The 16,320-nt window shown below is 42.8% G+C and carries 10 protein-coding genes and 4 pseudogenes; all 14 read right to left on the bottom strand.

Annotated features, from left to right (window positions below; translation table 11 throughout):
• Window positions 1–58 precede the first annotated feature (58 nt).
• Entirely contained in the window at window positions 59–940 is an 882-nt protein-coding gene (locus R7Z78_RS06345; protein WP_033905287.1) for an immunity 49 family protein, read from the bottom strand.
• A gap of 16 nt (window positions 941–956) precedes the next feature.
• Window positions 957–1,466: pseudogene (locus R7Z78_RS06340) on the bottom strand (type IV secretion protein Rhs); the annotation flags it as partial.
• Window positions 1,467–1,641: 175 nt separating this feature from the next.
• The gene (locus R7Z78_RS06335; protein WP_033905285.1) at window positions 1,642–2,532 is read right to left on the bottom strand and encodes an immunity 49 family protein; all 891 of its coding nucleotides are present in this window, start codon (window positions 2,530–2,532) and stop codon (window positions 1,642–1,644) included.
• Between the two features lies 1 nt (window position 2,533).
• A pseudogene (locus R7Z78_RS25000) lies at window positions 2,534–2,994 on the bottom strand (type IV secretion protein Rhs); the annotation flags it as partial.
• A gap of 28 nt (window positions 2,995–3,022) precedes the next feature.
• Entirely contained in the window at window positions 3,023–3,916 is an 894-nt protein-coding gene (locus R7Z78_RS06330; protein ID WP_064353920.1) for an immunity 49 family protein, read from the bottom strand.
• A gap of 707 nt (window positions 3,917–4,623) precedes the next feature.
• Window positions 4,624–5,511 (bottom strand): immunity 49 family protein, encoded by an 888-nt coding sequence (locus tag R7Z78_RS06325; RefSeq protein ID WP_104975315.1) that lies wholly within the window; start codon window positions 5,509–5,511, stop codon window positions 4,624–4,626.
• A 1-nt stretch (window position 5,512) separates the two neighbouring features.
• A pseudogene (locus tag R7Z78_RS06320) lies at window positions 5,513–6,458 on the bottom strand (type IV secretion protein Rhs); the annotation flags it as partial.
• 66 nt (window positions 6,459–6,524) lie between these two features.
• Window positions 6,525–7,424: an immunity 49 family protein gene (locus tag R7Z78_RS06315; protein ID WP_169644508.1), complete on the bottom strand. Its 900-nt coding sequence runs from the start codon at window positions 7,422–7,424 to the stop codon at window positions 6,525–6,527.
• Window positions 7,414–8,460: pseudogene (locus tag R7Z78_RS06310) on the bottom strand (type IV secretion protein Rhs); the annotation flags it as partial. The gene R7Z78_RS06315 and the pseudogene R7Z78_RS06310, both read right to left, overlap by 11 nt.
• A 66-nt stretch (window positions 8,461–8,526) precedes the next feature.
• Complete coding sequence (locus tag R7Z78_RS06305; RefSeq protein ID WP_053350543.1) at window positions 8,527–9,429, bottom strand: immunity 49 family protein; 903 nt, start codon at window positions 9,427–9,429, stop codon at window positions 8,527–8,529.
• Window positions 9,422–13,819: an RHS repeat-associated core domain-containing protein gene (locus R7Z78_RS06300; RefSeq protein WP_104975313.1), complete on the bottom strand. Its 4,398-nt coding sequence runs from the start codon at window positions 13,817–13,819 to the stop codon at window positions 9,422–9,424. Before R7Z78_RS06300 ends, R7Z78_RS06305 begins: the two co-directional genes overlap by 8 nt.
• A 423-nt stretch (window positions 13,820–14,242) precedes the next feature.
• Window positions 14,243–14,659: a membrane protein gene (locus R7Z78_RS06295; RefSeq protein WP_005377532.1), complete on the bottom strand. Its 417-nt coding sequence runs from the start codon at window positions 14,657–14,659 to the stop codon at window positions 14,243–14,245.
• Window positions 14,643–15,695: a formate dehydrogenase subunit gamma gene (locus R7Z78_RS06290; RefSeq protein ID WP_005377534.1), complete on the bottom strand. Its 1,053-nt coding sequence runs from the start codon at window positions 15,693–15,695 to the stop codon at window positions 14,643–14,645. The genes R7Z78_RS06295 and R7Z78_RS06290 overlap by 17 nt, the downstream gene beginning before the upstream one ends.
• 14 nt (window positions 15,696–15,709) lie before the next feature.
• Window positions 15,710–16,318 carry a formate dehydrogenase FDH3 subunit beta gene (gene fdh3B, locus R7Z78_RS06285; RefSeq protein WP_005377536.1) on the bottom strand — a complete coding sequence of 203 codons (609 nt, stop codon included), beginning with the start codon at window positions 16,316–16,318 and terminating at the stop codon, window positions 15,710–15,712.
• Window positions 16,319–16,320 lie beyond the last annotated feature (2 nt).

The following is a 16,320-nucleotide window of genomic DNA, read 5'->3' as shown; positions in this document are numbered from 1 at the left end:
TAATGCCAAGTATAACGCAACAAAACGTCAGAAATGATGACCTAGCTCCCTTTAAAGCTTAGCGAATTATATTTCCGGCTTTTACATCCTCTAACCAACACCCTTCGACGAGATAGGGAGGAAGCCAACCAGTTTCGACAGATAAACGGTTGCCTTTGTCGTACCACATACAAGCCATGCCAAGCAGTGGGAAGTTAATAAAAGTGCGGATGCCTATCCTATCTGATCCTAATTCTCGAAGATGATATTTTTCTTGGAATTGTAAGTTTTTGACTAGCACTTCCTCAAAGTCATAACCAATGTTAGTAGTGAGCGCTGCGAAGGTTTCTAGGATCCCCATCGCAATTTCCGACGCCCAGTTATCCCCTTGAGTTACCGCTGCGTCCATTGCTGCAACCAGCTTATCAGGATAACCCGATGTGCGATTGTGGAACGACTGAATGACGTCTACTAGCATATAAGACAGCTCACCCGCTTTGGTAGAGCTCTGTCTCATCAAAGAAATCGGAAAGTTCGCCAATACGTCCAAGCTAGGTTTATCACGAACGATGACAGAGGTAAAATACGCATCTAGCCACATTGAAGGACAAATGAAACCTGTTTTTAAAATACCTTCGCCTTTCCAAGTTATTTCAGGATGATCAGGTACCTTAACCGTCAAAGGGCTTTCAGGTTTTTGAGCTAGTCGATGATAGCTAGCTTGCATTATCGAGGCTTCAAATAGACGCAGCGTTCCTATTCGGTCATTTAGTTCAGACACTGGAAACAAAGTATATAACCTAACTTGCTCCCAAACCCCGTCTGTTAGATATATCAAGTTTTCGCGCTTTATTGTGATACGATGTTTTCTTTTCTCTAAGTTTTTTTCTATTTGTTTTGTATAGTAATTAAGTTCCTCAGTATTCAACTCGTAGGCTGCTTTTCTATTTATCTTTTTCATACTAACTTTACTTCCCTTAACCTAATTCTTCGAGGCTAATATCAAACTCTTTTACATTCACTTTAGATACGCCATCTGAAGCATCAATTTCTGTTGTACCAGCTTTTTGTTCAGACATTAATTTAACGATTTCCGCCGCATATTTGCTTGTCCCTTGCTGATATGCTTCATTGCCAATTTTACGACTGCCGAGCGGCCTGCTGCCACCCTTAGCCTCGACGATGATGATTTCTTCAGTATCATCTGAGAGGTACACCATATTGAAATCACCTGGTTTCGATCCCTAAGTTGCAAGGTCTTTGGGATGGCTCAACTTAGCATTAGGGCGTATATTCCGAATAAAGTCATCCGCGACCAACTCACCAATTTTTGCAGACTGCTGGTTAATATTACCAATTTGAGCGTGATATCCCTCTTTGCTAGCTCGAGCGTCCATTGCCTCTTGACGCTCTTTCAAGCATTCATCAATTTTTGCTTTGTTTCTTTCTGTTAGCTCATAATCACTCGTATTGAGTTCAGACTTTTTTATACTATGCCAGTATTGGCTGCCCCAAACCTGTTGGGTCAATCCACTGGATATGGTGGACTGCATATTGGTAATGCCACCAATGATGGAGCGTTCAACAAACAACAAGCTCCCCACCTCAAACGTAAAAGCCACCCCATGAGAGATGGCTTGTATATTGATTTGCTAAAGGAGTTTATCGAATGATCTTCCCTGCTTTTACATCTTCTAGCCAACGTCCTTCGACGAGATAAGCTGGAAGCCAACCAGTTTCAACTGACAAACGGTTGCCTTTGTCGTACCACATACAGGCCATGCCAAGAAGAGGGAAAGATATGAAAGTTTCTATAGAAATCAAGTCCTCTGGCTTATCGAGCCTCATTTGGTATTTCTCTTGGAAATGTAGGTTTTTAACGAGCACTTCCTCAAAATCATAACCAATATTAGTAGTGAGCGCTGCGAAGGTTTCTAGGACCCCCATCGCAATTTCCAACGCCCAGTTATCCCCTTGAGCTACCGCTGCGTCCATTGCTGCAACCAGCTTATCAGGATAATCCGATGTGCGATTGTGGAACGACTGAATGACGTCTACTAGCATATAAGACAGCTCACCCGCTTTGGTAGAGCTCTGTCTCATCAAAGAAATCGGAAAGTTCGCCAATACGTCTAAACTTAGCCTGTCACGCACAACTGTCGATATGAAATACATATCAATCCATCTATTAGGATTTATGCACCCCGTTTTTAAAATACCTTCCCCGTCCCACTTTACTTCAGGATAGTCGAGAATCTTTATAGTTAATTCACCATTGGGATTCCTAGCAAGTCGATGATAACAAGCGCCCATTAGAGAAGTTTCGTAAAGACGTAATGTACAAATTTGTTCGTCTTCATGCGAGGTTTGAAACCAGGTATACCAGCGAACCTGGTCAATGGCGAAATCACCAAGACTGACCAGGTTTTCCCGCCGGATTTTAAGGCCTTCTTTTCTTTTATCTAATATTTTATTGATAAATTCTTTCTCAGAAGAAACCCCACTTTCACTCAACTCAGGGTTTGCTTTGCGTTCTACAACTTTACTTTGCATTTTAAATTAGCCCTTTAGAATTAATTTTAAACTCTGCCACTTTTAGTTTTACATCCGATGCATCCCCGTTCTCTTGAATGCTTGCTTGAGTATGTATATATCGAATAGGTATGCCGGATAAAGCTGCATCTTGGATTTGTCTTGCTGTTATTTTTCAGTCGTCCCTTCCTTTTTTCAGACATTAGGTTGGTGATTTCTGCAGTGTATTCGATATGCCATATTTCCAATTTTTCTGCTACCCAGCGGGCTGCTACCCCCTTTAGCCTCAACAATGATAATTTCACCTGGTGGAGACTCTTCCACATCGTAAACCATATCAAAGTCGCCCGGCTTCGAAATTGAGGTTCCAATATCTTTGGGATAAAGCAGCTTAGCATTAGGACGCTTACTCCGGACAACGTCATTTGCGGCCAACTCACCAATTTCTGCAGATTGCCGATTAATCTTGGCGATTTGAAAGTTATTATACTGAATTGCTAACTAAAGGAGTTTATCTAGTGATCTTCCCTGCTTTTACATCTTCTAGCCAACGCCCCTCGACGAGATAAGGAGGAAGCCAACCGGTTTTAATAGATAAACGGTTGCCTTTGTCGTACCACATACAGGCCATGCCAAGAAGAGGGAAGGATATGAAAGTTTCTATAGAAATCAAGTCCTCTGGCTTATCAAGCCTCATTTGGTATTTCTCTTGGAACTGTAGGTTTTTAACGAGCATTTCCTCAAAGTCATAACCAATGTCGGTAGTGAGCGCCGCGAAGGTTTCTAGGATCCCCATCGCAATTTCCAACGCCCAGTTATCCCCTTGGGCTACCGCTGCGTCCATTGCTGTAACCAGCTTATCAGGATAATCCGGTGTGCGATTATGAAACGACTGGATGACATCTACTAACATGTAAGACAGCTCACCCGCTTTAGTAGAGCTCTGTCTCATCAAAGAAATCGGAAAGTTCGCCAACACATCCATGCTAGCTTTGTCACGGACGATGACAGAGGTAAAATAGGCATCTAGCCACATTGAAGGACAAATGAAGCCTGTTTTTAAAATACCTTCGCCTTTCCAGGTCACTTCTGGGTATCTAGGTAATTGAATACTTTGAGGTTCGTCAGGCCTCATCGCTAACTGATGATAAAACGCGCGCATTAATGACGCTTCATACAGGCAAAGTGTTCCGATTTGTTCATTTTCTATGGAGTGTGGGAACCACGAGTACCATCTCACTAGATAAAACGATTCATCACTTAAAGCAACTAAGTTTTCTCTACGAATACTGATTACCTCTTTGCGCGTGTCAAGGTCTTCATCAATATCAGAACTATAGCCTTTGATTAACTCCGAGGTCAGCTTTGGATCAGCATTTCTTTTTATTTTAATTTTGTCAGACATTTTAAAACTTCCCTAAATCTACATTAAATTCTTTTACTTTAATCTTTGAAACTTTCCCTGGTTCAGAGATTGGGGTTTTAGTATGTATCTATCTAATTGGGCGTCCACTCCTCGAAGCGTTTCTTATTGATTTAGCTGTTTCCCACTCTGTTGTATTTCGCCCATTCCTAGACATCTTACCAACTATTGCCGCTGCATATTTAGACGTTCCTTGCTGACATGCTTCGTTTCCTATTTTTCTACTACCCAAAGGACTGCTCCCCCTTTGGCCTCAACAATGATAATTTCACCTAGTGGTGGCTCTTCCACCTCGTAAACCATATCAAAGTCGCCCGGCTTCGAAATTGAGGTTCCAATATCTTTGGGATGAAGCAGCTTAGCATTAGGACGTTTACTCCGAACAAAGTCATCCTCGACCGTTTCACAATTTTTGCCGATTGTCTATTGATTTTACTTATTTGCGCGTTATATCCATCTTGGCCAATCCGAGCGTCCATTGCCTCTTGACGCTCTTTCAAGCATTCATCAATTTTTGCTTTGTTTCTTTCTGTTAGCTCATAATCACTCGTATTGAGTTCAGACTTTTTTATACTATGTCAGCATTGGCTGCCCCAAACCTGTTGGGTCAACCCACTGGATATGGTGGACTGCATATTGGTAATGCCACCCCATGAGAGATGGCTTATATATTGATTTGCTAAAGGAGTTTATCGAATGATCTTCCCTGCTTTTACATCTTCTAACCAACGTCCTTCGATGAGATAGTGAGGAAGCCAACCAGTTTCAACAGATAGACGGTTGCCTTTGTCGTACCACATGCAAGCCATGCCAAGCAGAGGGAAATTAATAAACGTGCGGATCCCTATTCTATCTGGTCCTAATTCTCGAAGATGATATTTCTCTTGAAACTGTAGGTTTTTAACGAGCACTTCCTCAAAATCATAACCAATGTTAGTAGTGAGCGCTGCGAAGGTTTCTAGGATCCCCATCGCAATTCCCAACGCCCAGTTATCCCCTTGAGCTACCGCTGCGTCCATTGCTGCAACCAGCTTATCAGGATAATCCGGTGTGCGGTTGTGGAACGACTGAATGACGTCTACTAGCATATAAGACAGCTCACCCGCTTTGGTAGAGCTCTGCCTCATCAAAGAAATTGGAAAGTTCGCCAATATGTCCATACTTGGCCTGTCACGCACAATTGTCGATATGAAATACATATCAAGCCATCTATTAAGATTTATGCACCCCGTTTTTAAAATGCCTTCCCCGTCCCACTTTACTTCAGGATAGTCGAGAATCTTGATAGTTAATTCATCATTGGGATTCATAGCAAGTCGATGATAACAAGCGCCCATTAGAGAAGTTTCGTAAAGACGTAATGTACAAATTTGTTCGTCTTCATGCGAGGTTTGAAACCAGGTATACCAGCGAACCTGGTCAATGGCGAAATCACCAAGACTGACCAGGTTTTCCCGCCTGATTTTAAGACCCTCTTTTCGCTGATCTAGTATCTTATTGATAAATTCTTTCTCAGAAGAAACTCCACTTTCACTCAACTCAGGGTTTGCTTTGCGTTCTACAACTTTACTTTGCATTTTAACTTAGTCCTTTGGAATCAATTTTAAATTCTGACACTTCTACTTTTACATCTGAGACATTCCCACCTTCAGGGATGTTTGCTTGAGTATGTATATATCGAATAGGTATACCGAACGAAGCTGCATGTTGAATTTTTCTTGCTGTTATTTTTTCAGTCGTCCCTTCCTTTTTTTCAGACATTAGGTTGGTGATTTCTGCAGTGTATTCCGTTGTCCCTTGCTGATATGCCATATTTCCAATTTTTCTACTACCCAAAGGACTGCTCCCCCCTTTGGCCTCAACAATGATAATTTCACCTGGTGGTGGCTCTTCCACCTCGTAAACCATATCAAAGTCGCCCGGCTTCGAAATTGAGGTTCCAATATCTTTGGGATGAAGCAGCTTAGCATTAGGACGTTTACTCCGGACAAAGTCATCCGCGGCTAACTCACCAATTTTTGCAGACTGTTGGTTAATATTGCCAATTTGAGCATTATATCCCTCTTCGCCAGTTCGAGCGTCCATTGCCTCTTGACGCTCTTTCAAGCATTCATCAATTTTTGCTTTGTTTTTTTCTGTTAGCTCATAATCACTCATATTGAGTTCTGAGTTTTCTTTATACTCTGCTTTATTCAGCACAAGATCTTCAGTGAAGATCGTGCAACCTTTCTCCCCACCAACTTTCTCAGAGTCAAAAACATGCGCATTGACAAACTCCTCAATCCCAACAACATACTGCACTTCGTGTCTGGTGCCATCTGAATGATTAATATGACGATAAAAAGTAATCTCGTTTCTCTCGCAATCGATATGGTCTAAATCGTATTCATATCGGATATGATTTTTACCTTTTGGGGAACGTTATTTGCGCCTGATACTCTGCCAGCATTTGCTGTAAGCATTTTAACCCTTCTTCACAGAGGAAACCTGTTGGGTCAATCCACTAGATGGGGTTGATTGAATATCGGTAAACATATAAGCCACCTCGTGAAAGGTGGCTTATATACTGAATTTCTAACTAAATGATAATTTATCGAGTGATCTTCCCTGCTTTTACTTCTTCTAGCCAACGCCCCTCGACGAGATAAGGAGGAAGCCAACCGGTTTCAATAGATAAACGGTTGCCTTTGTCGTACCACATACAAGCCATGCCAAGCAGAGGGAAATTAATGAACGTGCGGATGCCTATCCTATCTGGTCCTAATTCTCTAAGATGATATTTCTCTTGAAACTGTAGGTTTTTAACGAGCACTTCCTCAAAATCATAACCAATGTCAGTAGAGAGCGCTGCGAAGGTTTCTAGGATCCCCATCGCAATTTCCAACGCCCAGTTATCCCCTTGAGCTACCGCTGCGTCCATTGCTGCAACCAGCTTATCAGGATAATCCGATGTGCGATTGTGGAACGACTGAATGACGTCTACTAGCATATAAGACAGCTCACCCGCTTTGGTAGAGCTCTGTATCATCAAAGAAATCGGAAAGTTCGCCAATGCGTCTAAACTTGGCCTGTCACGCACAATTGCCGATATAAAATACATATCAATCCATCTATTAGGATTTATGCACCCCGTTTTTAAAATGCCTTCCCCGTCCCACTTTACTTCAGGATAGTCAAGGATCTTGATAGTTAATTCTTCATTGGGATTCATAGCAAGTTGATGATAACAGGCTCCCATTAAAGAAGTTTCATAAAGGCGTAATGTACAAATTTGTTCGTCTTCATGAGAGGCTTGAAACCAGGTATACCAGCGAACCTGGTCAATGGCAAAATCACCAAGACTAACCAAGTTTTCTCGCCTGACTTTAAGACCTTCTTTTCTGTTATCTAAAACCCGGTTTATAAATTTTTTCCGATTCACAATGGCTTGTGTGTCAAGTTCAGGATTTGCTTTTCGCTCTAAAAATTTGACCGATTCTTTACTTTGCATTTTGACTTAATCCTTTTGAATCAATTTTAAACTCTGCCACTTCTAGTTTTACATCTGAGGCCTTACCACTTTCAGGGATATTCGCTTGAGTATGTATATATCGAATAGTTCTGCCGGATAAAGCGGCGTATTGAATTTCGTCGGCAGCTAATTTTTCAGTCGTTCCTTCCTTTTTTTCAGACATTAGGTTGGTGATTTCGGCAGTGTATTCCGTTGTCCCTTGCTGATATGCCATATTTCCAATTTTTCTGCTACCCAGCGGGCTGCTACCCCCTTTGGCCTCAACAATTATAATTTCACCTGGTGGCGGCTCTTCCACCTCGTAAACCATATCAAAATCGCCCGGCTTCGAAATTGAGGTTCCAATATCTTTGGGATGAAGCAGCTTAGCATTAGGACGTTTACTCCGGACAAAGTCATCCGCGGCTAACTCACCAATTTTTGCAGACTGTTGGTTAATATTGCCAATTTGAGCATTATATCCCTCTTCGCCAGTTCGAGCGTCCATTGCCTCTTGACGCTCTTTCAAGCATTCATCAATTTTTGCTTTGTTTTTTTCTGTTAGCTCATAATCACTCATATTGAGTTCTGAGTTTTCTTTATACTCTGCTTTATTCAGCACAAGATCTTCAGTGAAGATCGTGCAACCTTCTTCCTCGCCAACTTTCTCTGAGTCAAAAACATGCGCATTTACAAATTCCTCAATCCCAACAACATACTGCACTTCGTGTCTGCTGCCATCTGAATGATTGATATGACGATAAAAAGTAATCTCGTTTCTCTCACAATGAATATGGTCTAAATCGTATTCATATCGAATATTGTTTTTACCTTTGGGTTTTCGGATTTTGACTTGCGAACGAACGCCATCTTCTCCGACAGATGACTCTTTTGCTGCTTCTAAAATCTGATCGCAAACCTCTTGGGGAACGTTGTTTTGCGCCTGATACTCAGCCAGCATTTTCTGCAAGCGTTTTAGCCCTTCTTCACAAAGAAAACCTGTTGGGTCAATCCACTGGATGGGGTTGATTGAATATCGGTAAACATATAAGCCACCTCGTGAAAGGTGGCTTATATACTGAATTTCTATATAAATGATAATTTATCGTGTGATCTTCCCTACTTTTACATCTTCTAGCCAACGCCCTTCAACGAGATAAGGAGGAAGCCAACCGGTTTCAACAGATAAACAGTTACCTTTGTCGTACCACATACAAGCCATGCCAAGCAGAGGGAAAGAGATGAAGGTTTCGATTGAAATCAATTTTTTAGGAGCATCCAAGCGCATTTGATATTGCTCCTGGAACTGCAGGTTCTTAATGAGTACCTCTTCAAAGTCATAATCAATATCGGTTGTCAGGGCGGCAAAGGTTTCTAAAATGCCCATGGCGATTTCTAATGCCCAGTCATCACCCTGAGCAACTGCAGCGTCCATTGCTGCGACTAGCTTATCGGGGTAATCCGATGTGCGGTTGTGGAATGACTGAATCACATCCACCAGCATGTAAGAAAGCTCACCAGCCTTCGTAGAACTTTGTTTCATCAGAGAAATCGGAAAGCTCGCCAATACGTCCATACTTGGCCTGTCACGCACGATCACCGAAGTGAAATAAGCATCAAGCCATCGGTTAGGGTGTAAACACCCCGTTTTTAAAATACCTTCACCTTTCCAGGTTACTTCCGGGTATCCAGGTAATTGAATACTTTGAGGCTCGTCAGGTCTCATGGCGAGCTGATGATAAAATGCACGCATTAATGATGCTTCATATAGACATAGTGTGCCGGTTCTCTCATCATCATTTAATGGAGGTAGCCATGTATACAGGCGAATTTGCTCAGACACATCATCACTCAAATAAACCAAGTTTTCTCTTTTTATCGCAATGCGCCTTTTTCGTTTATCTAAGTTCTCTTTTACTTCTTCTCTGTAAGCATCTATTGCCGCTTGAGTTAGACTAATATGAGCCAATCGCTCAATCTTTTTTAATTCCTTGGCATCAAACATTTCCAAATTCTCCCATGTCTATATCAAATTCTTTCGCTTTAATTTTCGAGACTTTACCATCTGAAGATATTTCTGCTTGTGTATGAATATAACGAATCGGAATATCATCTTTGATAGCGGATTTGATGTGATTTGCAGCAATCTTTTCCGTTGTACCTTGTTCTTGCTTAGACATCTCACCAATAATTGCTGCTGTATATTCAGTTGTCCCTTGCTGATATGCCATATTTCCAATTTTACGACTGCCGAGCGGGCTGCTGCCACCCTTAGCCTCGACGATGATGATTTCTTCAGGATCATCTGAGAGGTACACCATATCGAAATCACCTGGTTTCGATCCCGAAGTTGCAAGGTCTTTGGGATGGATCAACTTAGCATTAGGGCGTATATTCCGAACAAAGTCATCCGCGACCAACTCACCAATTTTTGCTGACTGCTGGTTAATTTTAGCAATTTGGGCGTTATGCCCTTCTTCGCCGCTACGCGCATCCATTGCCTTTTGACGTTCTGCTAAACACTCATCAACCTTTTGTTTGCATTCTTCAGAAAGTTTGTATTTCTCATCCTCATCCTTATTATTGAATTCGAATTCTGAGTTATCCTTGTAATCCGCTTTATTCAGCACTAGGTCCTCGGTGAAGATGGTGCAGGCCTTATCGCCACCGACCTTCTCTGAATCAAACACGTGAGCATTAACAAACTCTTCTATCCCGACTACGTACTGCACTTCATGTTTGCTTCCGTCAGAATGATTAATGTGGCGATAAAAAGTAATCTCGTTCTTCTCGCAATCAATATGGTCTAAATCGTATTCATATCGAATATGATTTTTACCTTTGGGTTTTCGGATTTTGACTTGCGAGCGAACGCCATCTTCTCCGACGGATGACTCTTTTGCTGCTTCTAAAATCTGATCGCAAACCTCTTGGGGGACATCGCTTTGCGCCTGATACTCTGCCAACATTTGACCCAAGCGTTTTAGCCCTTCTTCACATAGGAAACCTGTTGGGTCAATCCATTGAATTGGGTTGACTGCATATTGGTAATGGTTAATGCCACCAGCAATAGATATCGGATCTTGTTGGATAAAGCGTCCTAGCTTAGGATCGTAATACCGAGCGAGGTTGTAGTGTAAGTCGGTTTCTTGATCGAAGTACTGTCCTTGAAAACGCAGTGGATTTGCTACATTTTCAATATGTACATGAGCAAAGCCGTTAGCATCGTAACTGGCACTCCATACAACATTCCCTTCGCAATCGATTAGTCGCTCTGGTTTACCAACTTGATCGCACTGGTACCAATAAATAACGTCATTTTCTAGCAGTGCCACTGGCGTGTAGGTTTCGGGTTGATATAGGTACCAGCGGAAAGCACCTGAAGAGCGTTCACCAATTAAACGTTCCCCTTCCCACAAGAACTCCGTAACGCCTTGTTGTGTAATTTTCTTCGTCCTGCGCCCTAATGCATCATATTCATATTGACTGATACCATCGTCGGTGTGAACTTCAATGAGCTGATTTAACGCATCAAATACGCGAGTCTGAACGTGTCCTTGCCCCTCACGTTTTGTCTGGTTTCCTTGCGCGTCATATTTGAACCGTACATCATCGTGTACTTCAATACGATCAGCGAATACCTCTGAAGTTGGCAAAGTAGGATTGCCAAAACTATCGTATTCAAATTTAGTCACATCTCCGGAAGCATTGACTCGTTTAAGTTGCCCTAAGGTATCGTACTGATAGTGCGTTGCTCCTGCCGTATTATCAATGATTGATGAAATACGGTTTTGTGCGTTGTAAACGTACTTTTTCTCTCTATCTGGCCAATGCTGTTCAACCAAACGACCAACACCATCATAAATGATGCGCTCATTAAAATATGCCGTTTCAATTTGGGAAACTCGTCCCATTTCATCGTAATGAAATTTGATTTGAGGTAAATCTAGGTTTCCAAACCGAATCGCTGAAAAACGCCCATATCGATCATAAGAGAAGTTCAGCTCCGTATTATCTGGCAGTACCTGAGATACGCGTTGGCCAACTCTGTTAAACTCCTGCGCTATCTCAAACTGACCTTGAATGCGCTTTGTTAAATGCCCGAATGAAGAGTATTGGTATTGCAGTGTTTGATGGCGATTGGATGCGAAAGTAAGTCGCCCACTAAGCGTATAATTGAAGTGGTGCTCTACAATACTGCTAGCATTTCCTGCTTTGACGTGCTTGAGATAACCCGCAGCGTCATAGCGGTACAGCACGGTCCTATCGGCGACTTGCTTACGATGGATCCGCCCCATATCGTCATAATCAAATTGGCTTTGTAGATTATCAAACCCAATAGTTCCTGATAGCTGGCCTTCATCGTCATACAGGAATTCGAACTCTAAGCCGTCACTCCGAACTAATTTAGTCAGGTTACGTTGTTGATCGTATTCGTAAGAAATATGGCTGCCATCGGGAAAGATGACTGCTTCTTGTTGCGCGAGTGCTCCCCATTGATACGAGGTAATGCCTGCTGGCGTCCGAATCTGAGCAACACGACTGTGCTCATCGTAAGAATATTCTTCGCTATAACCGACTTTGTCTTCGTCGTTAAAATAACGAACTGATGTACGCCTGCCGAATTGATCATAAGCGAGTTGAGCAATACACCCATCGGGATAAGCGACGCCATTCACTAGATCTTCTTCGTTGTAGCTGTAACGAAGTAATGTACCGTCTATTTCATTCGCGATAAGTCTTTGTTGTTCATCCCACCACCACTGACTTTTCTTACCATCTTCAGACTCTTTTTTGACGACTTGACCGTGTTTATCGTAATCATACTCCGTGACACAGCCGAACTGATCGGTATCCCAAACTCTTTGACCGAGACTATTGTAGTAAGCCTTCTCGATATCCCCGTCAGGTGAAACCGTTTTAACTAACTTACCTAAGCCGTCATAGCCATATTGAATTTCTTTGCCAGAGGAATGAAACTTAGAAACTAATTGACCATGCTGATTATATTGATAATTGACCGTTGACTGATCAGGATAGATAGCTTGTGCTTTTCGTCCCAATTCATCATATTGCCATCGCCAAGTTCTACCTGTGGGGCTTATTTTCTCGAGTAAGTTACCCTGCTCGTCATGCAAGAAAGACCATTGATGATCTAACGAGTCAGAATAAGAAGAATGATTTCCCTGATAATGGAAGCGATAGTCATAAATTCCTGCGTCCCCAACGTTTCTGATGCACTTCGCTTTTGCACCTTCGCCATCCCATTCAAAATAATGAGTAAAGCCAGTTGGTCGTACACGCTTAATAATTAAATGGCCGAGGTATTGATACTGTTCCTTTAGGCCCAAATGATTAGTTGCACTGACCAAATCATCGTGCTCATCATAGGTATAAGCTGCCAGAACTTTTTGGGACTTTGCATTAAGCAGTTCTACAAGGCGTCCTTGCTTATCATATTGACATTCAAGAACCGGACGCTTGTTATATGCGATCTCGATCAATCGATGGTTTCGAGAATACTGCAATTGAAACGTTGAAAACGTGCCATTTCTAACTTGTTTAGCTAGCCAACGATCATCTTTTTGCTCAAACCGATATTGATGCCCACTAGCGAGCGTTACAATCCGAGTTGTTGAGCTCAGGAAATAACAGCTCGCACCAGCGTATATCTGGTAACTTGTTGCTCCAATATCTACTGGCTCAAATTCTGTGATATCTGCCTTATCGTCAACAAACTCCCAAGCGATAACGTTGTCTTTCTCGTCGGTCTTCTCGCGTAATTCAAACTGAAATGCATGTCGCCAACCAAAGCCCATTCCATGATTTACATCCGACTGCGAAGAGCGGTAAGTACGCTGCCAAGTAGTACCTTGTTGTAGCTCGATATCATAGAGTTCGAGAATTTCTTCACCCGTCACAAGTGATACAGGATCACCGGCTTTCTCATGTTTTTCGCTGCTTTGTTGCTGAGGCTTGGCGGATGCGGCACTTCTGCCACTCTTTTTATTCGACTTCCCCTTTCCCTTCGATGGTTTTGCATTGACGGTATTTTGAGTCGGTGGAGGCGTAACCGCTGACGAGAGTGCGTAGTTTTCGCCGGTAGGTACAATTCGAGCGACATGCAAATCACCGTTCATCAAAGCATTGGCAAACGTTGAATTATAGTGTTGGGAAGTAAGCTCACCGTCAGGTATGTTTGGCTTGAATTGACCAATCGCATAGAACAAGTCCTCGACAGAGCGAAGGTCAAGCTCACCAAAGCTCTCAAGAAACTCTATTGCCTCTTGTTTGGTCACGAATGTTTTAGGTTCGCCGCTAGTAAGTAACTGACCAGAGAAGTGATAACTTTCGCCAAAGCGATTCGTGATAGGAATGACGAATTGAGGGATCATAGCCGTAACGTGTTTGTCCTTTTCTTACCTTGCCGCATCATTTAATGCTCGTTTCGCTCTTTTTATTTGTGAGAGCAAGATGCCTTAATCAAACATCCTCCGATAGAGATTCCTCTGTATGCGTAGACTGAATGTATTGATGGCAATTTTCACGTATGCAACTCTTTGAATTTCTGAGCGCAGCGTACTTTAACGGGACGATGAATCCTGAGTAAATGAACAATAGCGTGAGTGAGACTAATGTCTCATCGTGACGCGATTTTTTTACATGTTTCTTACTTAACTATGATTTTCTGCCCAGTTACGTAAATTCACTCAATAAGTTGCATCAAGTATCACCACTGCGACTAAGTGCTTCATATTTGAGACAAAACAGCAACAAAAAAACCGCCTATTACGGCGGTTTTGCTTAAAGAATACTGATTAAAGGTTTGGACCTGTCGATGGTCTGTGTGGTTGGTTATTGAGCAGTTGCTGCATCCCTTGAAACATTCGCATAAACCACACCAGGATGGCTAATGCAGCAAACACCATCCCTACCCAAGGAATAAAGTAAGCGATGGTTTCAAGCAAAGTACTATGCAACCAATAATCACTCACGCCAACGAGTACACCGTTAGAAGTCGCGACGGTGACGATCAACACAACAAAAAACGTCAGGTAGAGAAAGAAGGTGCGAATTAAACCGTAGTAATGAGAAATCACTACGTCGCTGTCTTCTCCCTTATCTAATCGGTAACCCGCATAGATAATTGCGATAACGCCTGAGATCAGAAACGTAAACGGGGTCAGACAGCTCAGGATGTACGCAACCCAAATCCCGTTATGAGGTTTGTTCATTCGCTTTCGCTCCTTTTACTTCCGTTTGTGCCGTATCTGTTTCACCCATCGCTTCTTTGGACTTCACTTCCTCATACCAAAGATCGTGATGCTCTTTCGCCCATGTTTCATCAACTTCACCTGTCACCATGCCTTCTAGCGCACCTTCCATACCGAATAGACCAATATAGATGTGGAAGATAAAACCACAGATTAGAATCAGCGCCGAAATCGCATGAACTAAGTTAGAAAGCTCCATGTCACGGCGAGTTTGGCCAAAGATAGGAAAGTCCAGAACTAAGCCACTCACTGCCGCGATAGCACCAAAGAAGATTAACAACCAATAGATTGCCTTCTCACCACCGTTTGAGAAACCAGCTGACGGATGTGTGCCTTTGTGTTTACCAACCATGCCGCCCATTTTCATAAACCAACGAACATCTGTCATGTTTGGAATCGACTTGCGCCACCATTTAAAGAGCACGAGCATCAGTAAAATGAAGAACAATGGTCCCATGTAATTGTGGTACTGCTTCGCCAACATGACGATAAAGCCCCAGAACTCAGTAGGAACGTACGGTTTTAAGAAGTGCTTACCGTAAACCAGCATCAAACCACTGAATGCCAGCGTTAAGAATGTAAACGCCATACTCCAGTGAAGCGCGCGGTCTAAACGAGACCAACGCTTCATTTTTTTACCAGTACGCGGCTTGCTAAGCATCAAAGGACCAACGAATACGTAAGCCATGATTACCATTGCAATACTGCCGAAAATCGCGACAGCACCCGCTGGAGACATCCATTTCTCTTTTAGAATGTACCAAGTCTCACCAGGTTTACTGATCAATACGCCATGTTCTGGCGATTGAGACGTGGTGTAGCCTTCTTGCCCCTCTCTGACTTCGCGCCAATAGTCTGCCCCGGCGAGTTGCGTGATCTCCTGTTGAATAACTTTAGAAGATTGTTCCTCTGCTGAAGCAGGCATTGCGAAAGTCAGCAGCAATGCTGTCATCATTGACAGCATTGCTAAAGATGCACGTTTAAGCGTGTTTAACATGTGCCTCTCCTTACTTAGCTTTTCGTCGCATCGTAAGAAAGATCGTTTCCGTCTGTCCAACCTGCGTTTTTCGCGCCGCGTTCTACCACACGTTGACGGAAAATGTCAGAGACTTTCTCTGCGTCACCCGCAAGCAGCGCTTTAGTTGAACAAAGCGATGCACACATCGGTAACTTGCCTTCTGCGATACGGTTCGCACCGTATTTTTGACGTTCTTCCTCAGAGCCAGGCTCTGTTTCTGGGCCGCCCGCGCAGAAAGTACATTTATCCATTTTGCCACGTTCACCAAACGCTTCTTGTTTAGGAAATTGAGGTGCGCCAAACGGACAAGCAAACAAACAGTAACCACAACCGATACACAGATCTTTATTGTGAAGAACGATGCCGTCTTCGGTATGTTCGAAACAGTCTGCTGGACAAACTGCCATACAAGGTGCATCGGTACAGTGCATACAAGCAACAGAGATAGAGTTTTCACCAGCTTCACCGTCGTTTAGTGTTACCACGCGGCGACGTTGAATGCCCCATTCAAGCGCATCGTCGTTTTCGTTCTTACATGCAGTAACACAGCCGTTACACTCGATACAGCGTTTGGTGTCACATAGAAATTTCATTCGTGCCATTG

This window comes from Vibrio sp. 1167, from assembly GCF_033340375.1.
GTDB classification, from domain to species: domain Bacteria; phylum Pseudomonadota; class Gammaproteobacteria; order Enterobacterales; family Vibrionaceae; genus Vibrio; species Vibrio alginolyticus.
Note: the sequence above shows the minus strand (reverse complement) of the source record. Positions and strands in the feature narration are given on the sequence as shown.

Bases quoted from the DNA above. Each gene is read 5' to 3' on its own strand.
- R7Z78_RS06345 (WP_033905287.1), bottom strand. From the start codon at position 940: ATGAAAAAGATAAATAGAAAAGCAGCCTACGAGTTGAATACTGAGGAA.
- R7Z78_RS06335 (WP_033905285.1), bottom strand. From the start codon at position 2,532: ATGCAAAGTAAAGTTGTAGAACGCAAAGCAAACCCTGAGTTGAGTGAA.
- R7Z78_RS06330 (WP_064353920.1), bottom strand. From the start codon at position 3,916: ATGTCTGACAAAATTAAAATAAAAAGAAATGCTGATCCAAAGCTGACC.
- R7Z78_RS06325 (WP_104975315.1), bottom strand. From the start codon at position 5,511: ATGCAAAGTAAAGTTGTAGAACGCAAAGCAAACCCTGAGTTGAGTGAA.
- R7Z78_RS06315 (WP_169644508.1), bottom strand. From the start codon at position 7,424: ATGCAAAGTAAAGAATCGGTCAAATTTTTAGAGCGAAAAGCAAATCCT.
- R7Z78_RS06305 (WP_053350543.1), bottom strand. From the start codon at position 9,429: ATGTTTGATGCCAAGGAATTAAAAAAGATTGAGCGATTGGCTCATATT.
- R7Z78_RS06300 (WP_104975313.1), bottom strand. From the start codon at position 13,819: ATGATCCCTCAATTCGTCATTCCTATCACGAATCGCTTTGGCGAAAGT.
- R7Z78_RS06295 (WP_005377532.1), bottom strand. From the start codon at position 14,659: ATGAACAAACCTCATAACGGGATTTGGGTTGCGTACATCCTGAGCTGT.
- R7Z78_RS06290 (WP_005377534.1), bottom strand. From the start codon at position 15,695: ATGTTAAACACGCTTAAACGTGCATCTTTAGCAATGCTGTCAATGATG.
- fdh3B (WP_005377536.1), bottom strand. From the start codon at position 16,318: ATGGCACGAATGAAATTTCTATGTGACACCAAACGCTGTATCGAGTGT.